Source organism: Rhodococcoides trifolii, assembly GCF_014635345.1.
GTDB lineage: Bacteria > Actinomycetota > Actinomycetes > Mycobacteriales > Mycobacteriaceae > Rhodococcoides > Rhodococcoides trifolii.
Window position 1 is genome coordinate 298,265 of the sequence record NZ_BMCU01000003.1, and the last position, 12,709, is coordinate 310,973.

Genomic DNA, 12,709 nt, shown 5'->3' on the forward strand with positions numbered 1-12,709 from the left:
GTCGGCTGCGAGCCACCGGTCATGCTCGTCTTAGCGAAACATCGACTACCACTTCCGAAAGGCCCATCATGACGACCTCCATCGGCACCCCACGCAGCGGACGGCTCAGCGAGGCGGACTGCGACATAGACGACTTTCGGGCATTGGTCTCGCAGCAGACCGATTCCGCGGACTACCCGTTCGCATCCGGTACCGAACGTAATGTCCTGCTGTACGACGCGGAGACCGTCCGGTTGCTGGGCGCCGACGTGACCACGCGCGCCGAGCTTCAGGACGAGCTGGCTCGCGCGCTCATGCACGGTCCGGGCATCGTGGTGTTCCAGGGCGCGTTCACCGCGGAGAACGCCCTCGGCGACGCCACCCGCCACTTCGCCGACACCATCGCTCGTCAACACGATTCGGGAGTGCAGAACGGCGACCACTTCGCCAAGCCGGGTGCGAACGACCGCATCTGGTCTGCCCTGCAGAAGCTCGCGCTGGGCGATCCCGAGGTCTACACGAAGTACTACTCGAACGACATCCTCGCGCTCGTGTCCGAAGCGTGGCTCGGACCGATGTATCAGGTGACCTCGTCGGTCAACGTGGTCAATCCCGGTGGTGGAGCCCAGAACCCGCACCGGGACTACCACCTCGGGTTCATGTCCACCGACACCGCGGCGCAGTTCCGCGCGCACGTCCACCGCCTCTCCCCCGCACTGACACTGCAGGGCGCCGTCGCACATTGCGACATGCCGATCGAGAGCGGACCCACGATGTATCTGCCCTTCTCCCAGCAGTACGAGGCGGGGTACATCGCGTTCAACCTCCCCGAGTTCCGGGAGTACTTCGCGGACAACTACGTTCAGCTCCCGCTGGCGGCCGGCGATGCCGTGTTCTTCAACCCGGCCCTCTTCCACGCTGCCGGCCACAACACCTCCTCCGACATCTACCGCATGGCCAACCTGCTGCAGGTGTCCTCGGCGTTCGGGCGGGCCATGGACAGCGTGAATCGCGAGACCATCGTCGAGGCAATCTATCCCTCGTTGGTGGCGCTCGCTGCGTCGGGAGACGAACGCTCGGTGCGCAACGTCGTCGCAGCGTCGGCGGAGGGGTACGCGTTCCCGACGAACCTCGATCTCGATCAGCCGGTGACCGGATTGGCCGCCGAGACGCAGGCCGAGTTGGTCACACGTGCCCTGGCGACGAACATGGGTGCTGCGGATCTGTCGGACGCCCTCCGCGAACAGACCCGCCGCCACCAGATCTGACCCACCCCAACGGACACGAGGACGATGAGCACAGACGCCGAAGCACCCCCGATCAGCAGACGTCTGGTCCTCCTCCTCGCGGTCGCCTGCGGCACCCTTGTTGCGAATCTCTACTACGCGCAACCGTTGCTCAGCACCATCGGTGGTTCGTTCGGCGTCAGCGAGGGCACGGCCGGAGTTCTGGTCACCACCGCCCAGATCGGCTATGCCGTCGGACTTGCGTTCCTCGTGCCGCTCGGCGACCTCGTCGAACGGCGTCGGCTGATCGTGTCCGCCACCGTGTTCTGCGCGGCCGCGAACACCGTCGCCGTCGTGTCGCCGTCGTTCTCGGTTCTCGCCGGTGCGTTGATCTTCGCCGGGGTGGGAGCGTCCGCGGCAATGGTCATCGTTCCGCTCAGCTCGGCCCTGTCGGCACCGCAGGATCGAGGCAAGACGGTCGGGACCGTGATGAGCGGTCTTCTGGTCGGAATTCTGTTGGCGCGCACCGTGAGTGGGTTCCTGTCCGAGCTCGGTGGGTGGCGTCTGGTGTTCGGGTTCGCCGCCGTGGCGCTGACCGTGCTCGCGGCGGCGTTATGGCGGTCCGTTCCCCCGGCCAGACCCGACGTCGACGCCACCTACGGGTCGATTCTGCGGTCCGTCGTGTCGTTGATCGCGCACCTGCGGGAACTGCGTCTGCGGATGGCCCTCGGTGCCCTGATCATGGCGGGGTTCTCGGTGATGTGGACCGGTCTCGCGTTCTTGCTCGCCGGACCGCCCTTCGGCATGAACGACGCGACCATCGGGCTGTTCGGAATTGCCGGCGTCGCTGGTGCGCTTGCCGCGCCTCTGGCGGGAAAGCTGGCGGATCGGGGTCGCGGACACGTCGCGGTGCCCGGTTTTCTGAGTGCCCTGCTCGCGAGCTGGGCGTTCCTGGCCCTGGGCGGATCGAGTTCCTCCGTGTGGGCGATCATCGCGCTGATCGTCGGTATCTTCCTGCTGGACGCGGGCGTCCAGGGGACTCAGGTGAGTAACCAGAACGTCGTGTTCGCCCTCGACCCGCCAGCGCGCAGTCGGCTCAACACCGCGTACATGGTGAGCTACTTTCTCGGCGGTGTCGTCGGATCCGTTGCAGCGTCGGTCGGATTCTCGGTCGGCGGATGGAACGCACTGTGCGCAATCGGTGCAGCGCTTGCCCTGCTCGCCCTTGCGGTGTGGTTCACCTTTCGGTCGCGCACCGTCGGCCGATCGGACAGTGTCGATCGGTCAGACGCTGTTGAACCGAGTGAGAACCTGGATCGGTGAGCTGACGTTCGTCACTCCCTCGAGTGCTCCGCGAGCCTGCATGAGCATGCGGCAGGCCAATCGCGCGTCGGCACGGAGCTCGTGATGGAGCACGGCCGACAGGGTGCCGGACCGCAGCAGGACCCGGTTGTCCTCGTCGAGGTCGTGCCCCACGAACACCCTGCACCGACGACCGAGTTCGGCGAAGGACCGAGCGATGGCCGTGTTGCCCCCGCCGATCGAGTACACCGCCTCGACGTTCGGGTGCTCGACGAGCGCGTCGAGTACGAGCGTCTCGATGGTGCTGTCCATTCCGTCGGTTCCGGCGATCTCGACGACGGTTCGACCCGTGTCGGTTCCCCGCTCGGCCGCCAGCGCCCTGAGGGTGGTGCGAAACCCCATCTCCCGCTCGCCCTCACCTCGAAACACGCTGCTGCTCAACGTGATCAGTACTTCCTTGTCGACGTCTCCGAGCCATTGATCGACGAGGTACGCAGCGGTCGCGCCGGCAGCGCGGTTGTCGATACCCACGTAGGCGAGCCGAGCCGACGTCGGCACGTCGGTCACGTAGGTCACCACCGGCACCCCGATGTCGACCAGGCGATCGACGGCGGCCACGACCTCCGGATGATCCGGTGCCTTGAGGATCACGCCGTGCGTTCCGCGCGCGGTCAGCTTGCCGAGTGTGTCGACCATCGCGGGTACGGACTCGGTGTCCCGGAAGTGGAACCGGCACCGTACGAGCGCGGGCGACAACATGGGCAGCTCGGCCTCGAGTGCGGTGCGGAACTCGGCGGAAAAACGCGGCGGCGTTTGCATCACCACGTCGAAGAGGAACTTCCGACCGTTGAGGCGGAGCTGTGAGCGCTGTTTGTCCAGGTCCGAGATGGCCTGCTGCACTTCGGCTCTGGTGTCCTCACGCACTCCTGGTCGCCCGTGGAGGACGCGGTCGACGGTGGCTTCGCTGAGACCGGCCTGTTGGGCGATCTCACGGACCTTGTACCGATGTTTCATTGCAGCCCCTTGTGAGGTCTTTTTGATGTGTTTCGGGTGTTGATCGTAACGTGGCCGAACGCCAGACTGAGTCGGTGAACACACCACTGCTTCAAAACGCTGTCGTCCTGGTGAGCGGCGGTACGCAGGGTGTCGGCGCCGCCGTCGTGCGTGCGGCGGTGCGCGAGGGCGCGCAGGTCGCCTTCAGCGGACGACGACACGACGTCGGCTCCGCCCTCGCGAACGAATTGAACGCTGCCGGGCACACCACGGTGTTTCTCGACGCCGACGTCTCGGACCCCGATTCCGCGCGGCGTTCGGTCGAGCGCACCGTCGAGAGTTTCGGACGCATCGACGCCCTGTGCAACGCGGCCGGGCTGACCACCCGTGGCACCCTGCTCGACACCACCCCCGAACTCTTCGATCAGCACATCGCGGTGAACCTCCGGGGTCCGTTCTTCACCATGGCGGCCGCCGTACGCGACATGACCGAGCGCGGCGCAGTGGGAACCATCGTGAACATCGTGTCCATCGCCGAACGCGGTGGCCAATCGTTTCTCGCGCCGTACGTGGCCGCGAAAGCAGGTCTGGCCGGGTTGACTCGAAACGCTGCGTACGCGCATCGCTGGGACCGTATCCGCATCAACGGCCTGAACATCGGCTGGACCGAGACCGAGGGTGAAACCCTGACCCAGAAGCGCTTCCACGGCGCCGACGACGATTGGGTAGCCGACGCCAATGACAGTGTGCCCATGGGCAAACTGGGCCAAGTCGACGAGATCGCCGATTTCGTCGTGTTTCTGTTGTCATCGCGCAGCGGCGTGGTGACCGGTTCCGTCATCGACTGGGACCAGACCGTCATCGGAGGGCAGGACTGATGGGATCGACGATCGGCGTCATCGGACTCGGGCGAATCGGCGCGTTCCACGTGGGCACCCTGTCCGCGTTGGACGGTGTGGACGGACTGGTGATCACCGACGAGCGTGCCGACGTGACAGAGTCGACGGCAACGACGTTCGGCGCGAAAGCTGTCGGGTCCGCCGCAGAACTGCTTGCCTCGGGCGTCGACGGAATCGTGGTTGCCGCAGCCACTCCTGCACACGCATCACTCGTCCTCGAGTGCGTCGACGCCGGCATCCCGGTGTTCTGCGAGAAGCCCATCGCCGCCACCGCAGCGGAGAGTCACGCTGTGGTGCAGGGTATCTCGGGCAGCTCGGTGCCGGTCCAGATCGGCTACAACCGACGCTTCGACGCAGCGTTCGTGGCCGCAAAGAATGCAGTGGCCGCCGGTGAACTGGGTTGGCTCCACACCGTTCGGTCCACGACACTCGATCCCGCTCCCCCTCCCATGTCCTACATTGCCGGATCCGGGGGCATCTTTCGCGACTGCAGTGTGCACGATTTCGACATCGTCCGGTGGATCGTCGGACACGAGGTCGCCGAGGTCTACGCCGCCGGGTCGAACCAGGGCGATCCCGAGTTCACCGCCGTCGGCGACGTCGACACCGCAACCACCACACTGACTTTCGAGAACGGAACGTTGGGAGTGGTGTCGAACACCCGCTACAACGCTCGCGGATACGACTGCCGTCTCGAAGTTCACGGACGGGACGACACCGTGGTGGCCGGCTGGGACGAACGAGTGCCCGTCCGCAACCTCGAACCGGGCGCAGTCTTTCCGGGTTCGACTCCTCATGATTTCTTCATGGACAGATTCACCTCGGCCTACCGGGCCGAGCTCGCCGCGTTCCTCCAGGTGATCGAGGGCCGCATTCCCTCTCCGTGCACCGCGCAGGATGCGCTCGAAGTCGCCTGGATTGCCGAGGCGGCAACACTTTCCCTTCAACAGCACCGCCCGGTGCGGATCGACGAGGTACGTCAATGAGCACCATTCGTGTCGCAGGAGCCCCCATTTCGTGGGGAGTCTGCGAAGTACCCGGTTGGGGGTATCAGATCTCCCCCGAGCGCGTGCTCGCCGAGATGCGCGACGCCGGATTGACGGCGACCGAGGTGGGTCCGGAAGGATTCCTGCCTACCGAGCCGTCGGAACTCGCCGCGACGCTGGACCGCTTCAGCCTGACGTGTGTCGGCGGGTTCGTACCGGTGTTGCTGCACGATGCCGACCACGACCCGGTCCCCGAAGTCCAGCCGTTGCTGGACGCGTTCGTGGCATCGCGCGCCGAGGTACTCGTGCTGGCCGCCGTGACCGGCGTCGACGGGTACGACTCGCGTCCCGTTCTCGACGACAGTCAGTGGGAGACGTTGCTGCGCAACCTCGATCGGCTGCACAGGGCCGCCGCCGACCGCGGTATCCGTGCCGTTCTCCATCCGCACGTCGGAACCATGATCGAACAGCGCGACGAGGTGTTCCGGGTGCTCGATGGATCTGTCATCCCGTTGTGCCTCGATACCGGACACCTCCTCATCGGCGGCACCGACCCCATGGAGTTGGTGACGGCCGCGCCGCACCGCATCACCCACGCGCACCTCAAGGACGTGTCGTTGCCGTTGGCTGCACGGGTGCAGTCGGGCGAGCTCACCTACACGGAGGCCGTCGCACAGGGCATGTACACCCCGCTCGGCACCGGTGACGTCGACATCTCCTCCGTCGTCAACACGTTGCTCGACGCGGGCTTCGACGGCTGGTTCGTGCTCGAGCAGGACACCATTCTCGGCGACGAGCCCGTCGACGAAGGTCCCGTTCTCGATGTCGTGAAGAGTGTCGCGTTTCTTCGCAGCGTCGTCGACGCTCGCGTCGCCGCATCTGTATGAATGCGATGAGGATCGGAGTCCTCGGCGCGTCGCGAATCGCCGAGCAGGCCATCGTCGAGCCCGCCCGGATCCTGGGCCACCGATTGGTGGCCTGCGCGGCACGCGATCGCAGCCGGGCAGACCGCTTTGCCGAGAAGCACGTTGTCGAGCGAGTTGTCGACTCCTATCAAGACGTGATCGACGACCCCGATGTCGACGTCGTCTACAACCCGCTCGCGAATTCGCTGCACGCACCCTGGAATCTGGCCGCCGTCCGAGCGGGCAAACCCGTGCTCAGCGAGAAGCCGTTCGCCTCCGATGCCGTCGAAGCGGATCAGGTTCGCCGAGCTGCCGCCGGCGCCGGTGTCACGGTGATGGAGGGCTTCCACTATCTCTTCCATCCGGTGACGAAGCGACTGCAGCAGTTGGTATCCGACGGGACCCTGGGCGAGTTGGTGCGCGTCGAGTCGATCACGCACATGCCCGCACCCGCCGAGGGCGATCCGCGATGGTCCCCCGACCTGGCGGGTGGCGTCCTGATGGACCTCGGCTGCTACGGCGTGCACGTGCAGCGCCTGTTCGGATCCTTCGCCGGCGGTGAGCCCACCGTTGCGGAGGCCCGCCTCGAGGCGCACCCGTCGGGAGTGGATGCCGCGTTCGACGTCGGCCTCGAGTTCCCGAGCGGCGTGATCGGACGGGCCACCGGGTCCATGACCGGATCGGAGTACGACTTCCGAATACGGGTCGTCGGTACACGCGGGGAAGCGTTCGCACACAACTTCATCAAGCCGAACTCGGACGACCGGGTCACGATCACCGTGGACGGCGACGCGAGGACGGAACATCTCGGTACTCGATCCTCGTACACCTATCAGCTGGAGGCGTTCGCCGAGCACATCCGCACCGGGGCACCACTGCCGCTCGACGCCGATGACGCCGTGGCGAACATGGCCATGATCGACCGTGTCGTCGCACTCGCGTCGTGAGCACACGGATGATTGCGACGTGCTGGACCACGGCCGGTGACACGTCGCCGATGGAGTTGCCGGCGATCAGCCCGATTCCGATCGGCGAGCGCGTCGGTGCGGTCGTCGAGACCGGCTGGGTCGGAATGGGTCTCGCGCAGGACGACCTGCGTCATCTCCGCGACACGATCGGGTTCACCGCACTGCGAGGGATCATCGCCGACGCCGGCATGACTTACACCGAAATCGAACTGCTCGAGCACTGGTGGATTCCGCGCCACGAAGAGGGACACTCCTACGGCACGCGCGAGTTGTTGTTCGATGCTGCGGACGCCCTGGCTCCGACGCACATCAAGATAGGGTCGAGACCGGGCGAAGCACTCACCTCCCTCGCGCCGCTCGTCGACCCTCTACGTCGGCTTGCCGATGAAGCTGCCGAGCATGGAACGAAGATTGCCATCGAGCCGATGCCGTTCTCTGCGATCTCGACCATTCCGATGGGCGCCGAACTGGTGAGGCAGGCAGGCCGGCCGAACCTCGGTGTGATCGTCGACGCGTGGCACGTCTTTCGTGCCGGCACCACGTTCGACGAGCTTCGTAGCAGCCTCACCGCCGAGATGATCATCGGCGTCGAGTTGAACGATGCCGACCCCACCGTGATCGGATCCCTGTTCGAAGACACGGTGTTGCGACGCAGGTATCCAGGAGACGGCTGCTTCGACCTCACCGGACTGGTGAGCACACTGCGTGAGATCGGGTACGACGGGACGTGGGGCGTCGAAATGCTGTCGGAGGACTACCGCAGACTTCCCTACCGGGAGGCACTGTCCGAGGCGTACCGGTCCGCCACGGCGTTCGTGGACGGGTGATGCCCGCGCCCGGTGAATCTCCGGTAGCCGTACGTAGCCACGAGTTCGAGTGGGCCCCACAGCACGATCGGCGCGTAGCACGCGAACATCACCACGAGCGGAAGCCCGCTGACATGGCCGGCGTCGGGACGGTGCCCGGTGGCGATCTGCGCGGGCAACGACACCGTGAACAGCCAGGTGACGGCGAGCCCGCCTGCCGTCGCCACCGCGATCACCGGCCAGCGAGGTACCCGACGCCCCAGAAAGACTGTCCCCCAAGGCCTGACCAGACCGACCGTCAGGAACGCCGCGGTCAGTTGTACGACGCTGAGCCCGAACACCCACAGATAGTTCACGGTGTGATCGTCGCCGAGTTCGAAGGCGCGTAAGTCGGCCGTCCCCGGCATCAGACCGACGATCATCAGCACGCGCCACACGGCAGAGGGGACGGTGACTGCGAACGCGGTCCACGCGACGCGAATCAGCCACCGCGGCGGACGACGTTCTAGACGAACTGTTCTAGTTGTCATGTTCGCAAACTACGTTACGGTCGCTACCGTGGCAAGACCTCAGAAGTTCTCCGTCGACCAGATACTGGACGCGGCGGCCGCCGCATGCGCGGAGCACTGGCGGGACACCACGATCGCCCACGTCGCCCGTGCAGTCGGGGCTCCCACAGGATCGATCTATCACCGATTCGAATCACGAGACGCGTTGTTCGGCGCGCTCTGGCTGCGGTCGATCGACCGCTTTCACGTCGGTCTGCTGGACGCGGCCCAGATCGACGACCCGCGAGAAGCCATGGCGAGCCTGGCGCGGCACATTCCTCGGTTCTGCAGAGCCAACCCCCACGACGCCAAGGCCATGACGCTGTACCGCAAGGGGGATCTGGTGGATCTCGTGCCGGCGTCGATGCGTGAGCGGGTCGCGACGGTGAACGACGCGGTCGACGGTGCGCTGCGTACGGTGACGGAGAAACGATACGGTCGGCTCACCGACCGCCGATACCGCCTCGCAGTTCTCGCGACGCGGCAAGGTCCTTACGGACTGATCCGACCGATGGTCGGCGACGATATACCGCGCGAGTTCGACGCCATCTGTGTGGCATCCGCCGAAGGTATTCTCGCGCTGGGCGATTGACTCGAGTGGACCCCGGGTGGCCGAATCAATCGCGCAACGAGGTCGCCAGACCCGCGATGGCAGAGGCGGTCATTCCGATGGGCAGTGCGACGAGCATCATCGTGAGCGCTACCGCGGCTGCAACGATTTTCACGGCGGTGCCGCAGGTGTCGACGATGTAGGTCATGACAGATCCTTCTCGAGTGGTGTTCGGAGGTAGACGAGCCCCGCACCGTCTCGGCGCGGGGCTCGTGTGGGTTGTGTGCGTCAGCGACGCAGTTCGTGGGTCAGCGTGTCGAGTTCATCGCCGCCGGCCATTTCCTTGGTCAGGTCGTCGAGGCTGATCTCGTCGTACTTGCAGTCGAGCTTCTGCTTGCCGCGATTGAGCAGCACGAAGTGATCGCCCACCATGTACGCGTGGTGCGGATTGTGGGTGATGAACACGACGCCGAAGCCCTGCTCCTTCGCCGCCGAGATGTACCGCAGCACCATGCCGGACTGCTTCACACCCAGTGCCGCGGTGGGCTCGTCCAGGATCAGCACGCGAGCGCCGAAGAAGATGGCACGCGCGATCGCCACACACTGGCGCTGACCACCCGACAGCGACCCGATCGGGGCGTCGACGTCGGGCAGGTCGATGCCCATCTTGTGCAGCTCTTCCTTCGTCGTCGCCCGCATTGCGTTCGCGTCGAGCTGACGCAGGAACCCCTTCTTCCGCAGTTCCTGACCGAGGAAGAAGTTGCGCCACACCGGCATCAACGACACGACGGCAAGGTCCTGGTAGACCGTGGCGATGCCCTGCTCGAGCGCGTCCTTGGGAGAGGAGAACTTGGTGTCGACCCCGTCGACGAGGAGCTCCCCCTCGGTCTGCTGGTGCAGGCCGGCCATGATCTTGATGAGGGTGGACTTGCCGGCGCCGTTGTCGCCGAGCACACCGGTGACCTCACCGGCGCCGACGCGCAGGTTGATCCCGGACAGAGCGATGATGTTGCCGTAGGACTTGCCGACGTTCTTCAGTTCGATCAGCGGGGTCCCGCCGCCACCCGAGGTGGGTTCGGTAGTCGGCTCAGCAGTTGTGGTCATGTCAGTGCCTCTTCGGTTCTCAGCGCTTGGCTGCGTAGGTGCGGAAGGAGTTGTTGGCGATGACCGCGAACAGCAGCATCGCGCCGAGGAAGAACTTGAACCAGTCGGGGTTCCAGCCGGCGTAGACGATGCCCTGGTTGGCCATGCCGAAGATGAACGCTCCGATCAGCGCACCCACCGCGGTGCCGAATCCTCCGGTGAGCAAGCAGCCACCGATGACCGCGGCGATGATGTAGAGGAACTCGTTTCCGACGCCCTGGCCGGACTGCACGGTGTTGAACGCGAACAGCAGGTGCATGCCGACGAACCAGGCGCAGAACCCGACGAACATGAACAACCCGATCTTGACCTTCGTGACCGGGACGCCGATGGCGCGAGCCGAGTCCTGGTTACCGCCGACGGCGAAGATCCAGTTGCCGATGCGGGTCTTCATCAGCACGAACGTCGCGATGGCAGTGAACAGGACCCACCACAGCACCGTGATGCGCAGCGAGACACTGCCGATGCTGATCGAGGAGGCGAACACGGCCTTGGCCGAATCGAAGCCCTGGATGTCGGAGACGTTCTGGGTCGCGACCTGACCGGTGACCAGCTTCGTCACCGCCAGGTTGATGCCGGTGAGCATCAAGAACGAGCTCAGCGTGATCAGGAACGAGGGGATCTTGGTCTTCATCACCAGATACCCGTTCAAGAATCCCACCGCCAGCGCCAATACCAAGGCCAATGCCGCGGCGACCCACATGTTCAGGTGCAGGTTGTACGCGATCATCGAGGCCGAGATCGACGAGAACGTCACCGCGACACCGGTGGAGAGGTCGAACTCCCCGCCGATCATCAGCAGCGAGACGCCGATGGCCATGATGCCGATCGTGGACGAGGCGTAGAGCACCGTCGCGAGCGCCTCGGGAGACCGGAACGGCGGGGCGACGATGGCAAAGAAGATGAAGATGATGATGGCGCCGAAGAGTGCACCGATCTCGGGGCGAATCAGCAACCGCTGGAACGGCTTCTGCTTTTTCACCCGCTCGTCGGTGACAACCGTGTGCTTCGACAGATCCAGATCCGCCTGAGTGACCATTATGTTCCTTCCGGGGTGACCGGTTGCGTTTGCGGCAGTGACCGCCGCTCGGCCTCTATGTAATACCGGTCACACCCGGATGTCAACCATTTGTCTTAACATTAAGACTGCAGATCACTTCAAGGGTGCGACCCAGCGGCCGGTGTCGACCGATTCGACCATCGCATCGAGCACCTCGGCCGCGCGCACCGCGTCCCATACCGTGGCGCCGACCGGCGTGCCGCGTTCGATGGAGACCAGGAAGTTGCGGGCCTCGATCACCTTCAGATCGTCGTACCCCATGGCCGACGCCGACCCCGGCTGGAATGCGGCGTAATCGCCACTGCCCGGTCCCACGAACACCGTCGACACTGGTTGGTCCTGGTACTGCGTACCGCGACTGACGCCCAGCTCCCCCATACGGCGGAAGTCCCAGAACACCGCGCCGGAGGTGCCATGGATCTCGAACCCGTAGGCGTTCTGCTCCCCCACCGACACCCGACTGGCCTCGAGTGTGCATCGTGCGCCGGACGCCATCCGCATCTGCGCGCTGACGAAATCGTCGTTCTCCACCGGGCCCGTCTCCCCACCCGTTGCGCGGCTATGCCCGCTCGTCGCACCGGTGGGTCTCGCCCGCTGCGGAATGAACACCGCGGTGTCTGCGACCAGAGAGTCGATGTCTCCCAACAGGTATCGGACCAGATCGGCACCGTGCGAGGCCAGGTCACCGAGAACACCGTTGCCGCCGCGTGCCGTCTCGAATCGCCAGGACAGCGCACCGTCCGGGTGCGCTGCGTAGTCGCTGAAGAAACGGAACCGAGCATGCGTGATCGAACCGATCTCGCCGGACGAGATGATGTCGCGTGCGGCCTCGACGGCCGGCGCGTTGCGATAATTGAAGCCCACCGCCGCGCGCACGCCGGCAGAGTCGGCTGCCGTGGCAACCGCCCGAGCGTCGGCTGCGGACAATCCGACGGGCTTTTCGATCCAGATGTGTTTGCCCGCGCTCGCCATGGCCGTCCCGATCTCGCGATGGAGAAAGTTCGGTGCCGTGATGGAGACCGCGCCGATCGACGGATCGTTCTCGATGTCGTGCCAGTCGACGAGCGCGGACGCGAAGCCGAACTGATCTGAGGCTTCCGCTGCGCGGCCGGGGACCTCGTCGGCGACTGCCGCCAGGACGGGCACCAACGCGAGATTCGGGTAGTGGTGACGCAGCCGGGCGTAGGCCTGCGTGTGTACGCGACCCATCCAACCGAAGCCGGCGACGCCGACGCGGATTTCCTGGGGTGCATTCATGGTGAGTGCCTTCTCGAGAAGTAGGGAGGGAAATCGATAGACTTTGGACCGGTCCAAACCGATGGACCGAGTGTGCTGGACGTGACG

General features: G+C 65.3%; 14 protein-coding genes. 8 read left to right on the forward strand and 6 right to left on the reverse strand.

The window, feature by feature from the left end; translation table 11 throughout:
- Positions 1–68: 68 nt before the first annotated feature.
- Both IEW02_RS14650 and IEW02_RS14655 read left to right on the forward strand, forming a co-directional pair.
- The gene (locus tag IEW02_RS14650) at positions 69–1,247 is read left to right on the forward strand and encodes a phytanoyl-CoA dioxygenase family protein (RefSeq protein WP_188545589.1); all 1,179 of its coding nucleotides are present in this window, start codon (positions 69–71) and stop codon (positions 1,245–1,247) included.
- Between the two features lie 24 nt (positions 1,248–1,271).
- On the forward strand, positions 1,272–2,528 hold the full coding sequence (locus IEW02_RS14655) for an MFS transporter (protein ID WP_188545590.1): 1,257 nt from the start codon (positions 1,272–1,274) through the stop codon (positions 2,526–2,528).
- On the opposite strand, the gene IEW02_RS14660 is transcribed toward IEW02_RS14655, so the two are convergent.
- The gene (locus IEW02_RS14660; protein ID WP_188545591.1) at positions 2,490–3,521 is read right to left on the reverse strand and encodes a LacI family DNA-binding transcriptional regulator; all 1,032 of its coding nucleotides are present in this window, start codon (positions 3,519–3,521) and stop codon (positions 2,490–2,492) included. The two genes, IEW02_RS14655 and IEW02_RS14660, sit on opposite strands and share 39 nt — an antisense overlap.
- A gap of 74 nt (positions 3,522–3,595) precedes the next feature.
- Between IEW02_RS14660 and IEW02_RS14665 the strand changes: the two genes are divergently transcribed.
- From IEW02_RS14665 to IEW02_RS14685, 5 genes are read left to right on the forward strand one after another with little or no spacing between them, the layout of a single operon-like run.
- Complete coding sequence (locus tag IEW02_RS14665; protein WP_188545592.1) at positions 3,596–4,378, forward strand: SDR family oxidoreductase; 783 nt, start codon at positions 3,596–3,598, stop codon at positions 4,376–4,378.
- Positions 4,378–5,385, forward strand: coding sequence for a Gfo/Idh/MocA family protein (locus IEW02_RS14670; RefSeq protein ID WP_188545593.1), 1,008 nt, complete (start codon positions 4,378–4,380; stop codon positions 5,383–5,385). Before IEW02_RS14665 ends, IEW02_RS14670 begins: the two co-directional genes overlap by 1 nt.
- Positions 5,382–6,272: a sugar phosphate isomerase/epimerase family protein gene (locus tag IEW02_RS14675; protein ID WP_188545594.1), complete on the forward strand. Its 891-nt coding sequence runs from the start codon at positions 5,382–5,384 to the stop codon at positions 6,270–6,272. Before IEW02_RS14670 ends, IEW02_RS14675 begins: the two co-directional genes overlap by 4 nt.
- Positions 6,269–7,237 (forward strand): Gfo/Idh/MocA family protein, encoded by a 969-nt coding sequence (locus IEW02_RS14680; protein ID WP_188545595.1) that lies wholly within the window; start codon positions 6,269–6,271, stop codon positions 7,235–7,237. Before IEW02_RS14675 ends, IEW02_RS14680 begins: the two co-directional genes overlap by 4 nt.
- Positions 7,234–8,085 carry a sugar phosphate isomerase/epimerase family protein gene (locus IEW02_RS14685; protein WP_229746046.1) on the forward strand — a complete coding sequence of 284 codons (852 nt, stop codon included), beginning with the start codon at positions 7,234–7,236 and terminating at the stop codon, positions 8,083–8,085. The genes IEW02_RS14680 and IEW02_RS14685 overlap by 4 nt, the downstream gene beginning before the upstream one ends.
- Here IEW02_RS14685 and IEW02_RS14690 read toward each other — a convergent pair.
- Positions 8,028–8,594, reverse strand: coding sequence for a hypothetical protein (locus IEW02_RS14690; protein ID WP_188545596.1), 567 nt, complete (start codon positions 8,592–8,594; stop codon positions 8,028–8,030). The two genes, IEW02_RS14685 and IEW02_RS14690, sit on opposite strands and share 58 nt — an antisense overlap.
- A gap of 28 nt (positions 8,595–8,622) precedes the next feature.
- On the opposite strand from IEW02_RS14690, the gene IEW02_RS14695 reads away from it, so the two are divergent.
- The gene (locus IEW02_RS14695; protein ID WP_188545597.1) at positions 8,623–9,204 is read left to right on the forward strand and encodes a TetR/AcrR family transcriptional regulator; all 582 of its coding nucleotides are present in this window, start codon (positions 8,623–8,625) and stop codon (positions 9,202–9,204) included.
- A 25-nt stretch (positions 9,205–9,229) separates the two neighbouring features.
- Here IEW02_RS14695 and IEW02_RS14700 read toward each other — a convergent pair whose 3' ends face one another.
- From IEW02_RS14700 to IEW02_RS14715, 4 genes are all read right to left on the reverse strand, one after another.
- Positions 9,230–9,370 (reverse strand): hypothetical protein, encoded by a 141-nt coding sequence (locus tag IEW02_RS14700; protein WP_188545598.1) that lies wholly within the window; start codon positions 9,368–9,370, stop codon positions 9,230–9,232.
- A gap of 80 nt (positions 9,371–9,450) precedes the next feature.
- Positions 9,451–10,266 carry an ATP-binding cassette domain-containing protein gene (locus tag IEW02_RS14705; RefSeq protein ID WP_188545599.1) on the reverse strand — a complete coding sequence of 272 codons (816 nt, stop codon included), beginning with the start codon at positions 10,264–10,266 and terminating at the stop codon, positions 9,451–9,453.
- Positions 10,267–10,285: 19 nt separating this feature from the next.
- Positions 10,286–11,344 carry an ABC transporter permease gene (locus tag IEW02_RS14710; RefSeq protein WP_188545600.1) on the reverse strand — a complete coding sequence of 353 codons (1,059 nt, stop codon included), beginning with the start codon at positions 11,342–11,344 and terminating at the stop codon, positions 10,286–10,288.
- A 114-nt stretch (positions 11,345–11,458) separates the two neighbouring features.
- Positions 11,459–12,622 (reverse strand): Gfo/Idh/MocA family protein, encoded by a 1,164-nt coding sequence (locus tag IEW02_RS14715; RefSeq protein WP_188545601.1) that lies wholly within the window; start codon positions 12,620–12,622, stop codon positions 11,459–11,461.
- Between the last annotated feature and the right edge of the window lie 87 nt (positions 12,623–12,709).

Bases quoted from the DNA above. Each gene is read 5' to 3' on its own strand.
- IEW02_RS14650 (WP_188545589.1), top strand. From the start codon at position 69: ATGACGACCTCCATCGGCACCCCACGCAGCGGACGGCTCAGCGAGGCG.
- IEW02_RS14655 (WP_188545590.1), top strand. From the start codon at position 1,272: ATGAGCACAGACGCCGAAGCACCCCCGATCAGCAGACGTCTGGTCCTC.
- IEW02_RS14660 (WP_188545591.1), bottom strand. From the start codon at position 3,521: ATGAAACATCGGTACAAGGTCCGTGAGATCGCCCAACAGGCCGGTCTC.
- IEW02_RS14670 (WP_188545593.1), top strand. From the start codon at position 4,378: ATGGGATCGACGATCGGCGTCATCGGACTCGGGCGAATCGGCGCGTTC.
- IEW02_RS14675 (WP_188545594.1), top strand. From the start codon at position 5,382: ATGAGCACCATTCGTGTCGCAGGAGCCCCCATTTCGTGGGGAGTCTGC.
- IEW02_RS14680 (WP_188545595.1), top strand. From the start codon at position 6,269: ATGAATGCGATGAGGATCGGAGTCCTCGGCGCGTCGCGAATCGCCGAG.
- IEW02_RS14690 (WP_188545596.1), bottom strand. From the start codon at position 8,594: ATGACAACTAGAACAGTTCGTCTAGAACGTCGTCCGCCGCGGTGGCTG.
- IEW02_RS14700 (WP_188545598.1), bottom strand. From the start codon at position 9,370: ATGACCTACATCGTCGACACCTGCGGCACCGCCGTGAAAATCGTTGCA.
- IEW02_RS14705 (WP_188545599.1), bottom strand. From the start codon at position 10,266: ATGACCACAACTGCTGAGCCGACTACCGAACCCACCTCGGGTGGCGGC.
- IEW02_RS14710 (WP_188545600.1), bottom strand. From the start codon at position 11,344: ATGGTCACTCAGGCGGATCTGGATCTGTCGAAGCACACGGTTGTCACC.
- IEW02_RS14715 (WP_188545601.1), bottom strand. From the start codon at position 12,622: ATGAATGCACCCCAGGAAATCCGCGTCGGCGTCGCCGGCTTCGGTTGG.